Source organism: Rhodanobacter sp. UC4438_H5 (assembly GCF_052978405.1).
The window spans coordinates 2,257,244-2,275,320 of record NZ_CM129672.1 but is presented as its reverse complement, the minus strand read 5'-3'; the positions used below and the strand labels follow the sequence as shown (position 1 = coordinate 2,275,320).

14 protein-coding genes and 1 other RNA gene are annotated in these 18,077 nt (G+C 68.6%); 5 read left to right on the top strand and 10 right to left on the bottom strand.

Translation table 11 applies throughout. From position 1 onward, the window contains the following. Window positions 1–29: 29 nt before the first annotated feature. Window positions 30–1,184: a transporter substrate-binding domain-containing protein gene (locus ACVCL9_RS10735; protein WP_447098140.1), complete on the bottom strand. Its 1,155-nt coding sequence runs from the start codon at window positions 1,182–1,184 to the stop codon at window positions 30–32. Between the two features lie 178 nt (window positions 1,185–1,362). Here ACVCL9_RS10735 and ACVCL9_RS10730 point away from each other — a divergent pair, with 178 nt between their 5' ends. Next, window positions 1,363–3,060, top strand: coding sequence for a lysophospholipid acyltransferase family protein (locus tag ACVCL9_RS10730; RefSeq protein ID WP_447098141.1), 1,698 nt, complete (start codon window positions 1,363–1,365; stop codon window positions 3,058–3,060). A gap of 49 nt (window positions 3,061–3,109) precedes the next feature. On the opposite strand, the gene dusB is transcribed toward ACVCL9_RS10730, so the two are convergent. The 8 genes from dusB to ACVCL9_RS10690 all read right to left on the bottom strand — a co-directional run bounded on the left by dusB (window position 3,110) and on the right by ACVCL9_RS10690 (window position 13,322). Continuing rightward, a complete protein-coding gene (gene dusB, locus ACVCL9_RS10725; protein ID WP_447098142.1) occupies window positions 3,110–4,096 on the bottom strand; it encodes a tRNA dihydrouridine synthase DusB in 987 nt (328 codons plus the stop codon). 69 nt (window positions 4,097–4,165) lie between these two features. Next, on the bottom strand, window positions 4,166–5,278 hold the full coding sequence (locus ACVCL9_RS10720) for a PepSY-associated TM helix domain-containing protein (protein ID WP_447098143.1): 1,113 nt from the start codon (window positions 5,276–5,278) through the stop codon (window positions 4,166–4,168). A 1-nt stretch (window position 5,279) separates the two neighbouring features. Then, a complete protein-coding gene (locus ACVCL9_RS10715; protein ID WP_447098144.1) occupies window positions 5,280–7,403 on the bottom strand; it encodes a TonB-dependent receptor in 2,124 nt (707 codons plus the stop codon). A gap of 76 nt (window positions 7,404–7,479) precedes the next feature. Further along, the gene (locus tag ACVCL9_RS10710; RefSeq protein ID WP_447098145.1) at window positions 7,480–8,760 is read right to left on the bottom strand and encodes a nucleoside permease; all 1,281 of its coding nucleotides are present in this window, start codon (window positions 8,758–8,760) and stop codon (window positions 7,480–7,482) included. Window positions 8,761–8,989: 229 nt separating this feature from the next. Next, on the bottom strand, window positions 8,990–9,631 hold the full coding sequence (locus tag ACVCL9_RS10705; RefSeq protein ID WP_447098146.1) for a uracil-DNA glycosylase family protein: 642 nt from the start codon (window positions 9,629–9,631) through the stop codon (window positions 8,990–8,992). 30 nt (window positions 9,632–9,661) lie between these two features. Further along, window positions 9,662–11,032, bottom strand: coding sequence for an FAD-binding oxidoreductase (locus ACVCL9_RS10700; RefSeq protein WP_447098147.1), 1,371 nt, complete (start codon window positions 11,030–11,032; stop codon window positions 9,662–9,664). A 26-nt stretch (window positions 11,033–11,058) separates the two neighbouring features. Next, window positions 11,059–11,415 carry a YraN family protein gene (locus ACVCL9_RS10695; protein WP_447098148.1) on the bottom strand — a complete coding sequence of 119 codons (357 nt, stop codon included), beginning with the start codon at window positions 11,413–11,415 and terminating at the stop codon, window positions 11,059–11,061. After that, a complete protein-coding gene (locus tag ACVCL9_RS10690) occupies window positions 11,415–13,322 on the bottom strand; it encodes a penicillin-binding protein activator (RefSeq protein WP_447098149.1) in 1,908 nt (635 codons plus the stop codon). The genes ACVCL9_RS10695 and ACVCL9_RS10690 overlap by 1 nt, the downstream gene beginning before the upstream one ends. Before the next feature lie 74 nt (window positions 13,323–13,396). On the opposite strand from ACVCL9_RS10690, the gene rsmI reads away from it, so the two are divergent. Next, entirely contained in the window at window positions 13,397–14,224 is an 828-nt protein-coding gene (gene rsmI / locus ACVCL9_RS10685) for a 16S rRNA (cytidine(1402)-2'-O)-methyltransferase (protein ID WP_447098150.1), read from the top strand. A 514-nt stretch (window positions 14,225–14,738) separates the two neighbouring features. On the opposite strand, the gene ACVCL9_RS10680 is transcribed toward rsmI, so the two are convergent. Next, on the bottom strand, window positions 14,739–15,710 hold the full coding sequence (locus tag ACVCL9_RS10680) for a hypothetical protein (RefSeq protein WP_447098151.1): 972 nt from the start codon (window positions 15,708–15,710) through the stop codon (window positions 14,739–14,741). Between the two features lie 246 nt (window positions 15,711–15,956). On the opposite strand from ACVCL9_RS10680, the gene rnpB reads away from it, so the two are divergent. From rnpB to rsmH, 3 genes are all read left to right on the top strand, one after another. After that, window positions 15,957–16,321: RNase P RNA component class A (gene rnpB, locus ACVCL9_RS10675), an RNA gene on the top strand. A 323-nt stretch (window positions 16,322–16,644) separates the two neighbouring features. Continuing rightward, window positions 16,645–17,091: a division/cell wall cluster transcriptional repressor MraZ gene (mraZ, locus tag ACVCL9_RS10670; protein ID WP_395120105.1), complete on the top strand. Its 447-nt coding sequence runs from the start codon at window positions 16,645–16,647 to the stop codon at window positions 17,089–17,091. Window positions 17,092–17,117: 26 nt separating this feature from the next. Next, entirely contained in the window at window positions 17,118–18,077 is a 960-nt protein-coding gene (gene rsmH / locus ACVCL9_RS10665; RefSeq protein ID WP_447098152.1) for a 16S rRNA (cytosine(1402)-N(4))-methyltransferase RsmH, read from the top strand.

Below are 18,077 nucleotides of genomic sequence, written 5' to 3'. Positions count from 1 at the left end.
GAACGGGTTGGCGTCGCGCGTTGGCCCGTTCACTGGCCGGTTGCGCCGAAGGCCTTGTCCAGCCGCTGCGGCCAGTCCGGCGCGTTGATCCGCTGCAGCAGCGAGGTGTCGATCGGTTCGCGCAGGCGGCTGCCGGTGGGCAGGGCGAAAGCATAGTCCTGCCGCTCCAGCAGCAGTGGCAGCACCTTCAGCTGACCGCGGAAGTGCCGGCGGATGTTCCAGCGCAACAGGGGTTCGTCGTAGACCACGGCGTCGACGCGGCCGGCGGCCAGCTCCGCCAGCGCGGCATCGACGTCGCGGGCCTTGGCGTAGTCGAATTGCTCGCGGTCGAGCCAGTTGGCGCTGGTGCTGTCCGGCACGCTGGCGATGCGCATGCCGCCCAGGTCGGCGGCGCTGCGAATGCGCTCGCTGAGCTGGCCGACGGTCAGCGCGCTGGTGATCGCCGCGGTGAAGAACGACACGATGAGCAGCGCGGCCAGCATCCACACCAGGCCGATGATGCGTCCGCCGACCGTGCGCGGCGCGGTGTCGCCATAGCCGACCGTGGTCATCGTCACCATCGCCCACCAGAAGCCGGAGAAGATGCCCTGGCGGCGGCTGCCGCCGAACTGCTCCGGGTTGCGCTTGTGTTCGAGCAGCCAGACCAGGAAGCCGACCACCAGCAACAGCAGCGTCAGCGAGCCGATCACCTTGAGGAAGGCCGGCGACACCAGTGCCCGCGCCACCGCCAGCCAGCCGGCGGTCTGCCCGCCGCGCACCGCCACGGCCAGGCCCGAGCTGGTGATCGGGTGGGCGAAATCCATCCGCTGTTCGCGCGCGGCGGTGGCGGTGATCGCGCCCAGCGCCACGTCCACCTTGCTGTCGCTGACCGCCTGCAGCAGGCCGTCCAGGTCGTAGGGCCGGTAGACGTATTTCCAGCCGCGGTCGGCGGCGATCTCCTGCCACAGGTCGATCGCCAGGCCGCTGTAGTGGCCGTGGTCCTCGATCACGAACGGCGGCGCCACCTTCACCCCGACCAGCAGTGGCTGGTTCGCCCGCTTGAGCTCGGTGGCCGGCGTCACCGTCGCGGCGGTACCGGCGGCGATCGGGTAGACCTTGATGGTCTGGCCGGCAGCGTGGACTCCGCTGACGGATACCAGCGCCAGCAGGGAAAGCAGGCACAGCGGCCACAGGCGTTTTCTCATCGGTACTCCTCGGACGTCCGGATGCGGGCACGGCAATCCCGAGCCTAACGCAGGCATGGCCTGCGTGTCGTGGCGGAGCGGTTCGACGCCACGGCTGTCACGCCGCTGTCGCAGCGGGGCAATCGTGGTGTCGCCGAAGCTCCGCAAGCTGGCGTCAGGCCAACGCGAGGGGCGTGACATGCAAGCCATCGAGCAGCGTTTGCGGCAGCGTTATCCACGCTGGTTTCGCGGTCGGCGCGGGCGCCTCGCGGCGACCTTGCTGCGGTGGTGGGCGCGCTGGTCGGGTCTCGACCGGATCGACGCGTTCCATGCCGAACATGCGCAGCTGCGCGGACTGGCCTTCGTCGCGGCTGCCTTGCGCGAACTGGAACCGCGCCATGAGGTCGACACCGCCGCGTTGGTGCGCATACCCGCGCACGGGGCGCTGCTGGTGGTCGCCAACCATCCCTGCGGCGCGCTCGATGCGCTGGCCCTGCTGGACATGGTGGGACGCGTGCGGCGCGACGTGCGGGTGCTTGCCAACGAGGTGCTGGCGCTGGTGGAACCGCTGGCGGAACTGCTGCTGCCGGTGCGCGTGTTCGGCGGCGCCGCCGGCGTGGTCGAGTTGCGCCGGGTCGAACGTGCCTTGCGCCGGGGCGAATGCGTGATCGTGTTTCCCGCCGGCGAGGTGTCGCGGCTGGGTTTGCGCGGCGTGCGCGACGGCCGCTGGCGCGCCGGCTTCCTGCGTTTTGCGCGGCGTGCGTCGGCGCCGGTATTGCCGGTGCGTGTCGAGGCGCGCAATTCCGCGCTGTTCTACGGCATGTCGGCGCTGTGCCGGCCGGCATCGGCGGCGCTGCTGGCGCGCGAGATGTTCACCCGCCACCGCCGTCCGCTGCACCTGCACGTGGGCGACTTGCTGACGATCGGCGAGAGCGAAGGCGAGCACGCGGCCGTGCGGCGCGTCCGCCACGCGCTGGATGCCGCCGGCCGCGCGGAAACGCCCGCACCCGTGGGCCCGTTGCCGCTGGCGCCGGCCATCGGCGCGCGCGAACTGGTGCGCGCCGTGGACGCGACCGAGCTGCTCGGCGCCACCAGCGACGGCAAGCAGATCCGCCTGGCGCGCGATGCCGGCGGTTCGCCGTTGCTGCAGGAGATCGGCCGCCTGCGCGAGCTGACCTTCCGCCAGGTCGGCGAGGGCACCGGCTGCAGCCGCGACCTCGACCGCTACGACGCCAGTTATGACCACATCCTGGTGTGGGACGCGCAGGCCGGCCGCATCGCCGGCGCCTACCGCGTGATGCGCGGCGCCGAGGCGCTGGCCCGCGCCGGACTGGCCGGCCTGTACACCGCCTCGCTGTCTCGCTACGCCGACGCGGCCGTGCCGCGGCTGGCCGCCGGGCTGGAGCTGGGTCGCAGCTTCGTGGTGCCGGATTACTGGGGCAGCCGCAGCCTCGATTACCTGTGGCAAGGCATCGGCGCCTACCTGCGGCGCCACCCGGGCGTGCGCTACCTCTACGGTGCGGTGTCGATCAGCGCGGCGTTGCCGCGGCATGCCAGCGAGCAGCTGGTCGGCTACTACCAGCGTTTCTACGGCAGCGAACGGACGCTGGCCAGCGCGCGCCGGCCGTTCGCCTTCGCGGCGCCGGCACCGACCTTCGACGGACTCGACATCACCGCCGCGTTCGAGGCGATGAAAACCGCGCTGGCCCGGCTCGGCACCTCGGTGCCGACGCTGTACAAGCAGTACACCGAACTGTGCGAACCCGGCGGCGCGCGCTTCCTCGCTTTCGGCGTGGACCCGGAGTTCAGCGGCTCCATCGATGGCCTGATCGAAGTGGATCTGGAATGCCTGCGACCGCGCAAGCGCCAGCGTTATCTGGAACGCGCGATGGCCTGAGATGGACAGCGGTTTGCGCGGACAGCTGCCGCGGTGACTGCCTGCGCGCTCAGGCTGCCATGGCCAGACCGCTCGCCAGCGCGGTGAAGTAGTCGCGGGTGAGCCGCAACTGTTCGCTGGCCGTCTCGGCGCGGTTGACCACCTGCCGGAACGCGGCGTTCTCGGGACGGTCCTTCGCGTACCAGCCCAGGTGCTTGCGCGCGATGCGCACGCCGGCCGGTTCGCCGTAGAAGGCATGCAGGTGTTCGAGGTGGCCGAGCAGGATCGCGGCGACTTCGGCCGGTTCGGGCTCGGGCAGCAGTTCGCCGGTGGCGAGGTAGTGGGCGATCTCGCGGAAGATCCACGGCCGGCCCTGCGCGCCGCGGCCGATCATCACGGCATCGGCGCCGGTGACGGCGAGCACGTGCTTCGCCTGCTGCGGCGTGCAGACGTCGCCGTTGGCCAGCACCGGGATGCGCACGCTGGCCTTCACCGCGGCGATGGTGGCGTACTCGGCCTCGCCCTCGTACTTGTCGGCGCGGGTCCGGCCGTGCACGGCCAGCGCGGCAATGCCGGCGTCCTCGGCGATGTGCGCAATGTTCAGCGCATTCTTGTTCTCGCGGTTCCAGCCGGTGCGGATCTTGAGTGTCACCGGCACGTCCACCGCCTCCACCACCGCCTTCACGATACGCGCCACCAGCGGCTCGTCCTGCAGCAGCGCGGAACCGGACCACACATTGCACACCTTCTTCGCCGGGCAACCCATGTTGATGTCGATGAGCTGCGCGCCATTGGCGACGTTGAAGCGGGCCGCCTCGGCCAGCATCGCGGGATCGTAGCCGGCGATCTGCACGCTGACCGGCTCGGGTTCGCCGGCGTGGTCCATCCGGCGCAGCGACTTGCGCGTCTGCCACAGGGACGGGTCGGCGCTGGTCATCTCGGACACGGCCAGGCCCGCGCCCAGCTGCTTGCACAGCAGGCGGAACGGCTTGTCGGTGACGCCCGCCATCGGGGCGAGCACCAGCGGCGGGTCGATCAGGTAAGGGCCGATTTGCATCCGCCCATTGTAGGTGAATCGCGGAAACGGCCGCGCCGACGGCCTCCGGGATCGCTTATCGGCGCTGGCTTATCGGCGCTGGCGCCGCTGGCGCGTGCGCCAGAACAGGAACCCGGTCACCAGGAAGAATGGCGGCAGCAGGCCGCACAGCAGCACCAGCAGCGTCCCGGCCAGGCCGCCCACGCTGCCGGCGTGCAGCGGATAGACCGCGTTGCTGATGCGCGCGCCGGTGCCCTCGGCGGTGGCGTCGACGGCGCCCAGCACCTGGGCCCGGTAGGGATCGAGCCACACCTGGCTGCGCCCGACCGGATGCCATTCGCCCGGCGCCCGCGCGCGGATCGTCACGCGGCCGTCGTCGGCCGAGGGCAGCGCGATGCGGCGCAATTCGGCGCCCGGCAGCGCGTGCTGCGCGGCGTCGAGCACCGCCGCCCAGTCGATCGCCTGTGGGCGCGGCGCGATGCGGGCCGGCGTCGGCGTGGCCGGCGCATCCGCGAACAGTGTCTGCAGGACGTGCCGGGTGCCTTTGCCGTAGACCATCAAGGTGCCGGTCAGGGTCACCAGCAGCAGCAACGGCAGGCTGAGCGCGCCGATGCTGCGATGCCAGCTGACCCAGCGCCGTGCCGGTGGCTGGGTATGGAGGCGCAGGCTGCCGCGCAGGTTCCGCCGGCCCGGCCACCACAGCCACACGCCGGAAAGCAGCAGCCCCAGCATGAGCCAGCCAAGCACGCCCAGCACGGCCTCGCCGGTTTTCCCGGCGAGCAGGTGGGTGTGCCAGTCGCGCAAGGTCAGCAGCAGGTCGCTGCCGGGTGCACGCGTCAGCAGCAGGTCGCCGCTGGTGGGATCGAGGTAGCGCCGTGAGCCGTCGGAAAAATACAGTTGCCATACCGGCAGCCCGGCGGTCGGCAGATCGGCGCCGCGCAGTCCCCTGGACGGCCATTCGTGCGTGATGCGCGATAGCACGGCCGCGCGCGCCGCCGCGTCGGGCAACGCATGTGCGGCCAGCGGCGGATGCAGCAGCCGCAGCAGCGGACCCTGCAGCACCAGCACGCTGCCGCTGAGCGCGATCAGCGCGTAGACCAGCCCGACGCTGAGGCCGACCCACCGGTGCAGGCGCTTGAGCCAGTACCGCACCGCGTCGGCGCGGCGCGCGGATGCCTCGATCGCGGTCGCGGCGGCGGACACTTCAGAAGGCCTGCTGCCAGGTCAGCGAGACCACGCGGCCGCGGCCGGCGAAGTACGAGTCGTCGTCGCCGACGGTCTGCGAGACATAGTTGATGTATTGCTTGTTGGCGAGGTTCTGCACGCCCAGCGTCCAGTCGCCGGCGCTCCTGGTTTGCCATTTCACGTAGGCGTCGGCGGTGCCGTAGCCGTCGAAGTGCGCCGTGCGCTGGCCCAGCGTGCTGAAGTCGCGGCTGTACAGGTGGCTCAGTTGCAGGTAGCTCGACCAGGCGTCGTTCCAGCGTTGCGTCCACGACAGGTTGAGCCGGTTGGGCGCGATGTTGGCGCCGTCCAGGTCCGAGTCGATCCTGCCGTCGCTGTTGCGGTCGGAGCGGCCGCGGTTGATCGCGAAGGAGGCATCCAGCCGGGTGCCTTCCAGCGGCTGCCAGTTCGCGCGCGCCTCCCAGCCGCTGATGGACACGCGCTGGCGCATCACGTTGTAGACCTGGTTGGGCGCGTCGAACACCAGCACCGAACCCAGCCGCGAGCGCGAGACGTAGTAGCTCAGGCGCGCCCCCGCGCGTTCGCCGAGATACTCGACGCCCGCCTCGCGGTTGTCCGACACCACCGGTTTCAGGTCGAGGAAGTCGGCCACGCTCTGGCCGGGCTGTTTGATCGCGCGCAGCACGCGCCCCACGTCGGGCAGGGTGTAGCCCTCGGCGTAGCTGGCGAACAGGTTGAGTTGGCCGGTGAGGTACCAGACCGCACCGAAGTTCGGCAGCGTCTTGCTGAAGCTGGGCTTGCCGCCCTGCACGGTGACGGCGTTGTAGAAGGCGAGCGTCTGGAACGTGGGCACATCCAGCGTGCCGTGCTCGCGGCGCAGGCCGCCGGACAGCGACAGCGTGTGCAGCGGCCAGTATTCGGCCTGCAGGAACGGCGCCCAGCCGGTGTAGGTGCTGTCCGGCACCCAGTGGCGGCCGGTGTGGGTCAGTTCCTGGAAGGTGGTGTCGCGGTAGCCGTCGGCGCCGGCCAGCACGGTGAGCGTGTCGTCGAGCAGGCCGCGCCGTGCCCATGACAGCCGCGCGCCGTCCTTGGTCGAGACATTCTGCGACTGGTCGAACAGCAGGCCGGGGCCATAGGCCGGGTCCTGGAAGGTGCCGAACGTGCCGCCGCCGAACAGCTCGCGGTTCTTCTGGTGGTAGAGCTGGGCGCGCAGCTCGCCGCCGGCCAGCGCGGTGTCGCGGTAGTCCAGGCTGCTGGTCAGCACGCGGTTGCGCGGGGCGTCGCCGGGTTGCTTGCCGCGCACCGACGTGGTCGGCAGGTCGTTGGCCATGTCGCCGGACACGGCGGTGTAGTCGCCGTGGCCCTTGAGGTCGAAGCGGTTGACGGTGAGCTGCAGGTGGCGCGTGTCGGTGAAGTCGTAGCCGAGCTTGAGGAAGCCGTCGGTGCTCGCCGAATCCATCAGGTCGCCCTGGGTGCCGTCGACGCCGATCAGCCGTCCCTTGGCGTCCGCGTACATGCCGCGCTCGCGCCACGCCGCGCCGGCGACCAACTCGAACGCGCCGCTGCGCGCGGCGAGCAGGTACGAGGCGCCGTAGCCCAGGCCGTTGCCGCCGCGGGTGGGCGCGCTGGCGTTGGCGGTGACTTCCTGGCGCAGGCCGTCCTGCTTCGGTGCACGCCTGGTGATGATGTTGATGATGCCGCCGGCGGCGCCCAGCCCCTGCATCGCGTTGGAACCCTCGACGATCTCGATCCGCTCGATCATCGCCGGGTCGATCGTGTAGGCATCGCGCGAACCGTTGCGCAGCGGGCTCGATTGCGGCACGCCGTCGATCATGTACAGCGGGTTGCGTCCGCGCAGGGTCTGCCCGCGCGAGCTGAGCTTCTGCGTCGAGGGGGCGAACGAGGGCAGCAGGTTGCCGATGGCGTCGGAGAGGTCCGGGTTGATCGCCAACTGCTGGCGCAGATCCTCGGCGGTGATCACCGTGATCGTGGTCGGCAGCGCGCCCTGGCTCTGCGGCATGCGCAGGGTGCTTTCGGAAACCTCGACCCGTTCGAGCGTGACGGCGGAGATCTGGTCGGCCGCCTGGGCGGTGCCGGCGAGGGCAAGGGCGAGCAAGGGGATGAGCGGGCGAACGGCAAGGGACATGTGGCCTCCGGCATGAGGAGGCGCATGGTAAATGAAAATGATTCGCAATAACAATCCGTGACCGGCCGCCGCCGGATCAGTGCGTGGGCACCACCCGTTGCGCGGCGGCGCGGTCGTGCCGGTGCTTGAACAGCGGCACGAACAGCAGCGCCATCACCAGCGAGTAGCCGGCGAAGGCCAGCCAGATGCCGTGCCAGTCCTTGCAGATCAGCACCGTGTCATTGCAGCTGTGGTCGGTGAAGAAATGGTCGATCACGAAGCCGGCGATCAGGCTGCCCAGCACCGCCCCCACGCCGTTGGTCATCAGCATGAACAGGCCCTGCGCGCTGGCGCGGATCTTCGGGTCGGCCTGGCTTTCCACGAACAGCGAGCCGGAGATGTTGAAGAAGTCGAACGCCATGCCGTAGACGATGCACGAGAGCACGATCATCCACAGCCCGCCGGCCGGGTCGCCGAACGCGAACAGGCCGAAGCGCAGCACCCATGCCAGCATGCTCATCGTCATCACCGCCTTGATGCCGAAGCGCTTGAGGAAGAACGGGATGGTCAGGATGAACGCGGTTTCGGAGAACTGCGAGATGGAGATGATGATGGTCGAGTACTTCACCGCCAGCAGGTTGGCGTACTCGGGCACCTTGACGAAGTCGCTGAGGAAGGCGTCGCCGTAGGCGTTGGTCAGCTGCAGCGCCGCGCCCAGCAGCATCGCGAAGATGAAGAACACCGCCATGTTGCGGTTCTTGAACAGCACGAACGAGGTGAGGCCGAGCCTGTCGACCAGGCTGCGGCCCTCGGCGGCGCCCAGCTTGGGCGGGCACTTGGGCAGGGTGAAGGCGTAGAGGCCCAGCAGCAGCGAAGCAGCCGCTGCCACGTGGAACTGTGCGGGCGAGGCCTTGAAGCCGAGCAGGCTGGTGGTCCAGGTCGCGGCGATGAAACCGATCGTGCCCCACACGCGGATCGGCGGATAGGTGACGACCACGTCGAGCCCATCCTGCTTGAGCGCGTTGTAGGCCACCGTGATCGCCAGCGAGATGGTGGGCATGTAGAAGCACATGTTCAGCAGCATCACCCAGAACATCTGTTCCGGATCGGTGACGTGCGGGATCGAGAACAGCACCACCGCGCCGCAGATCTGCAGCATGCCGTACAGGCGTTCGGCATTGATCCACTTGTCCGCCACGATGCCGACCAGCGAGGGCATGAACAGCGAGGCGATGCCCATGGTCGAGAAGATCGCGCCGAAGCTGGTACCCGACCAGTGCTGGTTCTGGAACCACCAGGTGCCGATGGTCAGCAGCCACGCGCCCCAGATGTAGTACTGGAAGAAATTGAGTACGGTGAGGCGGAGCTTGAGGCTCATGGACGAGGGTTCCCCTGCAAGGCCGGGGTCGGCCCCGTGGCCACGATGTCGTAGCGGGGCAGGTTAGAGAATCCCCCGGAAACCGGCAAGGCACGTTGCAACGGAAGCCGTCGCGCCGCCCGCAGGAGCCCGCTCGCGGGCGATGCCCTTGCTCTCGCCTTTGCGAATTGCGAATTGCGAATCCCTGATCCGGCCCCAAAAGCATCGCCCGCGAGCGGGCTCCTGCGGGCTATCCTGGTTCGGGGACGGTGTTCAGCGCGCCCGCGACGCGCTCGCGCAGCACCGGCAGCAACTCGGCTTCGAACCACAGGTTGTGCATCACCCACGGCCGGTTGCGCGGGCTCGGATGCGGCAGCGGCAGCACGCCGCGGGCCAGGTGCGTGCGCCAGTTGCGCACGGTGTCGGTGAGCGTGGCATCACGTGCGTCGCCGAGCATGCCCACCTGCGCGTACTGCCCGATGGCGAGCGTCAGTTGCACGCCGGTGAGCAACGAAAACAGGCGCGGATGCCAGATCGCGGCGCATGCCGGCCGCGGCGGCAGGTCGCCACTCCTGCCCTTGCCGGGATAGCAGAAATCCATCGGCACGATCGCCACGCGCTCGGCGTCATAGAACGTGTCGCGGTCGATCTGCAGCCAGTCGCGCAGGCGTTCGCCGCTGACGTCATCGAAGGGGATGCCGCTCTCCTCCACCTTGCGCCCCGGCGCCTGGCTGACAATCAGCAGGCGCGACCGCACGGAAGCCTGCAGCACCGGCCGCCGCCCCGGCGGCTGTTGCATCGCGCAGGTGTGGCCGCAGCGGATCTCCGCCAGCAGGGTATCCATGGCGTGCTGCTGCTGCATCAAGCCTGGCTTTTTCTTCGTCTTCTCCATTCCCTGTTTCCTGTTCCCCATTACCGGCCCTCAAACCACCTTGCCGGGGTTGAGGATGCCATCCGGATCGAACGCGGCCTTGACCGAGCGCATCAACGCGATGGTCGACTCGCCCAGCGCCAGCGGCAGGTAGTCGCGCTTCACCACGCCGATGCCGTGCTCGCCCGACAGCGTGCCGCCCAGCGCGATCACCAGCGCGAACAGTTCGGGCAGTGCGGCGTAGCCACGTTCGATCTCGTCCACGTCGCGCGGCAGCAGGTTCACGTGCAGGTTGCCGTTGCCGGCGTGGCCGAAACACACCAGCGGGACCGCATGCTTGGCGGCCAGCGCCTGCGCGCCGGCGACGAGTTCGGGCAGACGGCTCACCGGCACCGCCACGTCTTCGTTGATCTTGTGCTGGGTCGCCGCGCGCTGGGCGAACGAGAGCGCCTTGCGCGCGGCCCACAGCGCGGCGTTTTCGCTGGCGTCCGCCGCGATGTCCAGCGCGATCAGGCCTTCGCCGCGCGCGGCGCGCGCCACGGCGTCCTGCGCGAAGCTGACGGTTTCCGGCGTGCCGTCGACCTCGATCAGCAGCAGCGCGCCCGCCTGCGGCACGTCCGCGTCCGGCGCGTGGTCGCGCGCCAGCTTGAGCGCCAGCGCATCCATGAATTCCAGCGCCGCGGGCGTCACCGGCTGCGCCATGATGCGCGCGACCGCCTGCGCCGCGCTGGCCGTGTCGCGATAGGTGGCGCGTAGCGAGCGCACCGCGGAGGGCCGGGGCGTGAGCTTGAGCGTGGCCTCGGTGACGAGCGCCAGCGTGCCTTCCGAGCCGATGATCAGGCGCGTGAGGTCGTAGCCGGTGGAATCCTTGGTGGTGTGCGTGCCGGCCGCGAAACCTGCGCCGGTGCCGGCCACGGCGCGCAAGCCCAGCACGTTGTCGCGGGTGGCGCCGTATTTCAGCGCGCGCGGTCCGCCTGCGTTGCAGGCGAGATTGCCGCCTATCGTGCACCACGGTGCCGAGCCCGGATCGGGCGCCCAGAAGAACCCGTGCGGGGCCAGCGCCTGCTGCAAGGCCTCGTTGGTGACGCCCGGTTCGACCACCGCGAGGCGATCGCCTGGCGCAATGCGCACGATACGATCCATGCGCTGGAAATTTGCCACCACGCCGCCGGCCAGCGGCACCGAAGCGCCGGTGGAACTGGTGCCGCCGCCGCGCGCGGTGAGCGGCACGCGATGCTCGCGACAGGCGCGAACCAGTGACTCCACCTGCGCGTGCGTGGCGGGATAGACCACGACGTCCGGCCGGTGCGCATGGCGCGAGTAGTCGCCCGCCGCGGTGCGCAGGGCGTCGTCGCCGCTGTCCAGCGCGTCGCCGGGAAAGATCGCGCGCAGGGTGTCGAGCAGGGGGACGGGCAGGGCCATGCCGCGATTATCGCACCGCGCCGGACTCAACCCGCCTCGAAGGCATCACGCAACCATTGCCTTTGCAGTGCGTCGACCGGGCCGTCGTAGCTGACCACATCGAAGCGGCACGGGCGTCGCGCATGCTGCGGGTGGGCGGCCAGCCAGTGCTGCGCGGCGTGGATCAGCTTGGCCTGCTTGCTTGCGGTGACCGAGGTGGCGGCGTCGCCGTGGCTGGCGCTCTTGCGGTAGCGCACCTCGACGAAGACCACGGTGTCGCCATCGCGCATCACCAGGTCCAGTTCGCCGTGGCGGGTGGTGTAGTTGCGCGCCAGCAGCTTCAGGCCGGCGCGTTCGAGCGCGACGCAGGCGCGCTGTTCGAAGTCGTCGCCGGCCGCGCGCATCAGCCGGCGGGGTTGGCGTCGGCGCTGGAACTGGCCGGCGCCGGCGCCGCCGGCGGCGGCGAAGGTACCGAGTCGATCTGCAGGTTGCCGCTGAGCGGGCGCGCCACGCCATTCTCGAACTTCGCCCAGGTCAGCACGCGGCGGATGCGGCCGAACGGATCGGCGGCCAGCTGCCCGGTGGCGCCCGGCATGTAGCTGCCCGGATGCGCCTTCAGCCAGTCGAGGTAGGGCACCAGGCTCCACGCGTCCATGCCGAACGCGAACAGGCGCGCGGCGCCATCGCGGGCGGCGGGCAGCTTCGCCGCGATCGCCGCACGGTCGGGCAGGCCGGGCTGCGCGTCGAACAGCCAGGGCGCGTCGCAGAACTCGACGCCGTCCAGGTCGCGATTGGCTGGCGCGTCGTCGCTGCCGGCGTACACGTGCGAGGTGGCGAACACCGGCAGCTGGACCTGGGCGATGCGCAGTTGCGGCATCAGCAGCCGCGCCTGGTTGGGGCGCATGCTGATGAAGATGCCGGTATCGGCGGGGGCGGCGGGCGTCGCCGTCGCGGCGTCGGCGGTGCTTGCCGCGGCGGCCGGCGCCGGTGCCGCGCTGGCCGTGGGCAACTGCAGGTTCTTGATCCCGTCGGCGAAACTGGTGGCGCCGCTCGGCAGCACCGTCATGGCCACCACGTCGCCGCCGCGGGAGATCAGCTCGGCCTTGAATGCGCTCGCCGCGCGTTGCGCGAAGTCGTCGCCGGAGATCATCACGTAGGCGTGCAGCAGGCCGCGCTCGGCCATGTGGTCGGCGGCCTGCGCGCCCTCGGTTTCCGGCAGCAGGCCGAACTCGCTGGCGTTGCCGGCGGGCAGCTGGCGGTCGTCCGGGTGGTTCAGCGCCAGCACCGGCACCGGCAGTTGCGGCAGCGCGAACACCGCCGCGACTTCACCGCGGGTCAACGGGCCGACCACCAGCCGGGCGCCGTCGCGCACCGCCTGCTGGTAGGCCTGCACCGCGCCGTCGGCCGTGCCGTGGCTGTTGTAGCTGCGTACCGTCGGCCGCGGCGCGTGGTTGCGGCCCGCATCGAAATAGGCGGCGAAGAAACCCTGGCGGATCGGTGTGCTGGCGGCGGCGTAGTCGCCATCGGCCGGCAACAGCAGGGCGACCTGGGCCGGCACCTTGTAGCCTTCGCGCACGTTGGCGCCGGCTTCGGGCAGCAGCATGCCCACCGCTTGCTGCAATTCCGGCTGCGGCTGCGCCACGCTGACACCGAGCTGGCGCAGGGCCTCGTTGATCCACGGCAGCATGCGGTCGCCGGGCTTCATCGCGGCGGCGCGGTGTTGCAGCGGCGCGATGCCGAGCCTGGCGAGCAGATCCAGCGCCTGGCGCCGGTTCTGCGCCTGGTCGAAGCCTTGCAGTTCGGCATCCATCTGCACGCGGGTGCGCGCGGCGCCCCACAGGTCGCCGGAATCCTTCATGGCGCGGGCGCGCAGTTCCAGCAGGCGCAGCTGCAGCGAAGGCGGCACGGACACGTTCGGCTGGCTGGTCAGGCGCAGGGCGGTGCGCGCGTCGTGCTGGTCCAGCGCCAACTCCGCCCGCAGCAGGTCCAGGCGCAGCGGTTCGTCGCCGCTCAGCCGCTCGCGCCGGATCTTGTCCAGCACCGGCGCGGCCTGTTCGATGCGACCTTCCTGGCGCCACGCCTCGGCGGCCTGCAGACGATAGCTGTCGGCGCGTGCGGACGATTGCGCGGCAAGCTGCAGCCAGGCCTGGGCGGCCTGGTCGAACTGGCCCTGCTGCGCCAGCGCGCTGGCGTGCTGCGCGGCGGCGATTTCCGCCGGCGAACGCACCGCGCCGGTCGGAACGCACGCATTCAATGCGAGCGCGAACAGCAAGGCCGTGAGGATGACTCGCGCGAGGCGCATGAAGCGCATGGGAAATCCCTTGGTCGTCATGGTCGTCAATGCGCGATGATAGCCGATCGTCCCGCCGGCTCATGGAGTGCCCGATGTCTCGTGTTCAACCCGGCTGCCTGTGGGTGGTGGCCACGCCGATCGGGCATCGCGACGATCTGTCCGCCCGCGCCATCGAGACGCTGCGCGCGGTGGCCGTGATCGCCGCGGAGGACACCCGCCACAGCCGCCCGCTGCTGCTGCATCACGGCGTCGCCACGCCGCTGGTCGCCCTGCACGACCACAACGAGCGCGAGGTGGTCGATGCGCTGGTGGCGCGCCTGCAGGGTGGTGAATCGGTGGCGCTGATTTCCGACGCCGGCACGCCGCTGATTTCGGATCCCGGTTTTCGCCTGGTGCGCGCGGCGCGTGCGGCAGGCATCCGCTGCGCGCCGCTGCCTGGCGCCTGCGCGGCGATTGCCGCGCTGTCCGTCGCCGGGCTGCCCAGCGACCGCTTCGTGTTCGAGGGCTTCCTGCCGGCCAAGGCCGCCGCGCGCCGCAGCCGGCTGCGGGAACTGGCCGGCGAGCCGCGCACGATCATCTTCTATGAGTCCTCGCACCGCGTCGCCGAAAGCCTGGCCGACATGCGCGACGTGTTCGGCGCCGAGCGCGAAGCCGTGCTCGCGCGCGAACTGACCAAGATGTTCGAAACCGTGCTGGGCGAACCGCTGGCGGCGTTGGCCGCGCGCGTCGCCGCCGATCCCGACCAGCAACGCGGCGAACACGTAATCCTGGTGGCGGGGCGCGGTGAGGAAGCCGACGCGAAACTCGCCGAAGGCAAGCGCATCTTCGCAATCCTGCGTGAGGAGTTGCCGCCGGCGAAGGCCGCGAAGCTGGCGGCGGCGATCAGCGGGGCGCCGCGCAAGCTTCTGTACCAAGAGTAGGGGATGGAGAGGGTAGAGACCCGTTCAAGTCTTGAGCGCTTTTCCGATTATCGGTTCCTCGTTTTCCATTTCCCTTTTTCTTGGGTCCAGATCACGACCCCCCTGGGCAATGCTATGGTCCGAAAAGCATTTCGCGCAAAGGAAACCACCACACGAACAGAAAGACGAAGAGTGACCAACCCAGCCAGCTCGTCGCGGTTTTCTCCCGGCTCGGTGGCAGCCTCCGCACTTGTTGCATGATCAACGTGATCATGACTATCGGAACTCCGACATCCCCGACAAGCCGGAGAAGTTCCGGATCGGGCGTGAGTCCAAACGCCGAAAGCCAGTCCTCGCCCCTCTGGTGGCGCCGATAGGCCACTAGTCCGTTTATGATCACTGAGCCCGACAATGCTAGCCAAATTGCATAATGACGCCAACTGGACGACTGCGTGTCATCGGCTTTCGTCAGAATTTGCTTTTGATTCGTCATAAGCCCCCATACCTAAGTAGTGACGTCGGTGACGAGTTCAAGTTAGCGACCTGGGTAAGGGGTGTGGCATGTCACCGTATCTTTGTGCAGCTTGTGCAAGCCGATCACGAACGGCACGATCGCGGCAGCGCATACCACTGCTCCTACACCCGTCTCGGCAAGCCCACATGCTGTGCCAGCTGCCAGGTCATTTCCGCCTTGCGCCAAATTATCCGTGCCCATATCGTCGCAAGCGTTCTGTCGGTCATGCTCATAGAGAATGCAATCTATGTCGTTCGGAGCGCAACCGTCTGGACGCGGCGGCTGACTTGTTGGAGGGGCGTCCCCGAATGCGCTACCCCACCATAGATCGTACGAACCCCAATTTGACATGCCACCAGGGCCCCAGTCTGACAAGCCTCCCGCCCATTCGTTGCATGAACCAGGGATTGGGAAACAGTCGCCACCGGTTGGAGTGGCCCACAGAGAACCGTCGTCGTCGCCAAGCCCGCCCGTATCGCGTGGTGGCGGAAAGAAAAAACTCGGATTGACGTTCCTTAGCCCCCCAGTCGACGGACGAAAGTTGGCGTTAGCACTCCGTGGTCCTGCATGCACCATGATCGCGTCGGACTTGGCGGCGCTGATGGACTGATACATTTGATCGTACATTTGGCTGGCTGCTTGGCCATTACCATTCGTGACTTGCAGCAGAACCCGCTCGAGCGGGAGCGTTGACTGGCTGCCCGTAACATCCACTAGTGTGACGGTACCGTTCTGGAAGTCAAACGAAGCGCTTAATCCATTCTTAAGTCGAATGGCGTAAGTCTTGGATGCCCTCTCGGCATGGAAGTAATTCAGCTCGAAGCCGGTGGAGGAAGATTGAGCTTGGATGGCTGCAGCGAGGTCAGTGCCGTGCGCTCCAAATGCACCAGGCATGGGCGATGCCGCAAATACATAATTACTCACGCCACCGCACACAAGCAGCAGAATCAAGCCAATGGCTTTCACCTTGTTCGGAATAATCATGGATTCCATTTCGATAATCCTCATCATTGGTACTCCAAATTCATCCCCTGTTCAAAAACGCTACCCCCCCTCTGTAAGGTGTCAAGTATCAGCATTTGCCCAGCACATGTGAGCTCAAAATAAAGTCGGACGATGCCAACACTGCGTGTCGGCGACCGCCCCGCTGAGGCGGATAAAACCATCGGGTGCCGTGTTGAACGCCGGCAGTGCCCGTCCGATGCGCCGCGTCCCATCCCGACCGAGTACACTGGCCACGGAGTCGGCCGGGCAGTCGCGTCGCGCGCAAGCGCATCGAGGAAAGTCCGGGCTCCACAGGGCAGAGTGCCAGGTAACTCCTGGGCAGCGTGAGCTGACGGCCAGTGCAACAGAGAGCAGACCGCCGATGGCCTCGCAAGAGGATCAGGCAAGGGTGAAAGGGTGCGGCAAGAGCGCACCGCGTACGGGGCCAACGCCGTACGGCACGGTAAACCCCACTCGGAGCAAGACCAAATAGGGGAACGATAACGCGGCCCGCGTTGTTCCCGGGTAGGTTGCTGGAGCCAGGCGGCGACGCCTGGCCGAGAGGAATGACTGTCGCGCCGCAAGGCGTACAGAACCCGGCTTACAGGCCGACTCCACCTCTTTCCGTACCGCCGACGCCGCGACTGACCTGTCGCGGCGTCGACTGCGCGTGCCGATGAACGGCGATTCATCCGCGTGCGTCGGTCACGGGGGCGCGGAAGCGCCAAGCGGCTGGCCTCGGCCGCAAACCGGCTGCAGGGTCGCCGCAAAAAATTCCCTGCTTTCAACCACCTTGTCGGCCTTCCTGAGAATATCCTGCACATACATTCAGACTTCGCCTTTACTCCTTGATTCACAAGCAATTTCGGCTTGACAGTCTCAGCGGGCGAGACTATCGTGGCTTTCAGTGTGAAATCGTGGGTTTTAGTGGAGTCTGCTGACCGTGTTCCAGGGCGAAACCGCCATCACCATCGACGACAAGGGCCGCCTGGCCATCCCGACCGCGTATCGGGAGCAGGTGGCTGGCGAGTGCGCCAATCGTCTGGTGGTCACCTACAACCCGTTCGAACCGGGTTGCCTGTGGCTGTTTCCGCATGACGAGTGGGAAAAGGTGCGCGATCAGGTGAACCAGCTGCCCAAGGTCAAGGCGGCCCATCGCGACATGCAGATGAAGCTGGTCGGCGCCGCCGCCGTGGTCGAGCCCGACAGTGCCGCGCGCATCCTGCTGCCGGCCAGCCAGCGGGCCACCACCGGCATCGAGAAGAAGGCGGTGCTGCTCGGCATGGGCAACAAATTCGAACTGTGGAGCGAGCAGGCGCACCTGGCCAAGATCCGCCAGAGCATCGGCGAAGACGAGATCACCAGCGAAATGGCAGAGCTGCGCCTGTAATCCACAGGCGCGGGCGTGGCGGAATCATGCGGGATGGGACGGGAGTGCGCTCGGTGCAATTGCAGCATGTCCCGGTGATGCTGGGCGAGGCGGTGGAGGGATTGTCCGTGCAGGCAGACGGGCGCTATCTGGACGGCACGTTCGGGCGCGGTGGTCATGCGCGCGCGGTGCTGTCGCGCCTGGGTCCGGCCGGCCGGCTCTTGTTGATGGATCGCGATCCGGCCGCGATCGCCGCTGCGCGGGCCGAGTTTGCCGCCGACGCACGGGTGGCGATCCGCCACGCCAACTTCTCCAGCCTGGCCGAATGGGACGAGACCGCCGCCGGGCTCGACGGCGTGCTGCTCGACCTGGGCGTCTCGTCGCCGCAACTGGACGAGGCCGCGCGGGGCTTCAGCTTCATGGCCGATGCGCCGCTGGACATGCGCATGGACACCACGCAGGGCGAGAGCGCCGCCGATTTCCTCGCTCACGCCAGCGAGCGCGAGATTGCCGACGTGCTGTGGAATTACGGCGAGGAGCGCCACAGCCGGCGCATCGCCCGCGCCATCGTGGCCGATCGCGACGCCACCCCGTTCACCCGCACCGGCCAGCTGGCCGCGCTGATCGAGCGCGTGGTGGGCCGGCGCGAGCCGGGCAAGCATCCGGCCACGCGCAGCTTCCAGGCGCTGCGCATTCGCGTGAACGGCGAGCTGGACGCCTTGCAGCAGGGTCTGGACGCCGCGCTGGAACGGCTCAAGCCGGGCGGGCGGCTGTCGGTGATCAGTTTCCACTCGCTGGAGGATCGCGCGGTGAAGCTGTTCATCCGCGACCACTCCGGACGCGTGCAGAACAGTCGTCGCGGACCGCCAGTGCAGGGGGCGCCGGCGCAGTTGGTGGCAATCGGCAAGGCGCAATTCCCGTCCGAGGCCGAGCTGGCCGCCAATCCGCGGTCACGCTCGGCGGTGCTGCGCGTGGCCGAGAAGCTGCCGCGGGAGGTCGCCGCGTGA

Bases quoted from the DNA above. Each gene is read 5' to 3' on its own strand.
- ACVCL9_RS10735 (WP_447098140.1), bottom strand. From the start codon at position 1,184: ATGAGAAAACGCCTGTGGCCGCTGTGCCTGCTTTCCCTGCTGGCGCTG.
- ACVCL9_RS10730 (WP_447098141.1), top strand. From the start codon at position 1,363: ATGCAAGCCATCGAGCAGCGTTTGCGGCAGCGTTATCCACGCTGGTTT.
- dusB (WP_447098142.1), bottom strand. From the start codon at position 4,096: ATGCAAATCGGCCCTTACCTGATCGACCCGCCGCTGGTGCTCGCCCCG.
- ACVCL9_RS10715 (WP_447098144.1), bottom strand. From the start codon at position 7,403: ATGTCCCTTGCCGTTCGCCCGCTCATCCCCTTGCTCGCCCTTGCCCTC.
- ACVCL9_RS10710 (WP_447098145.1), bottom strand. From the start codon at position 8,760: ATGAGCCTCAAGCTCCGCCTCACCGTACTCAATTTCTTCCAGTACTAC.
- ACVCL9_RS10705 (WP_447098146.1), bottom strand. From the start codon at position 9,631: ATGGAGAAGACGAAGAAAAAGCCAGGCTTGATGCAGCAGCAGCACGCC.
- ACVCL9_RS10700 (WP_447098147.1), bottom strand. From the start codon at position 11,032: ATGGCCCTGCCCGTCCCCCTGCTCGACACCCTGCGCGCGATCTTTCCC.
- ACVCL9_RS10695 (WP_447098148.1), bottom strand. From the start codon at position 11,415: ATGCGCGCGGCCGGCGACGACTTCGAACAGCGCGCCTGCGTCGCGCTC.
- ACVCL9_RS10690 (WP_447098149.1), bottom strand. From the start codon at position 13,322: ATGCGCTTCATGCGCCTCGCGCGAGTCATCCTCACGGCCTTGCTGTTC.
- rsmI (WP_447098150.1), top strand. From the start codon at position 13,397: ATGTCTCGTGTTCAACCCGGCTGCCTGTGGGTGGTGGCCACGCCGATC.
- ACVCL9_RS10680 (WP_447098151.1), bottom strand. From the start codon at position 15,710: ATGGAATCCATGATTATTCCGAACAAGGTGAAAGCCATTGGCTTGATT.
- rsmH (WP_447098152.1), top strand. From the start codon at position 17,118: ATGCGGGATGGGACGGGAGTGCGCTCGGTGCAATTGCAGCATGTCCCG.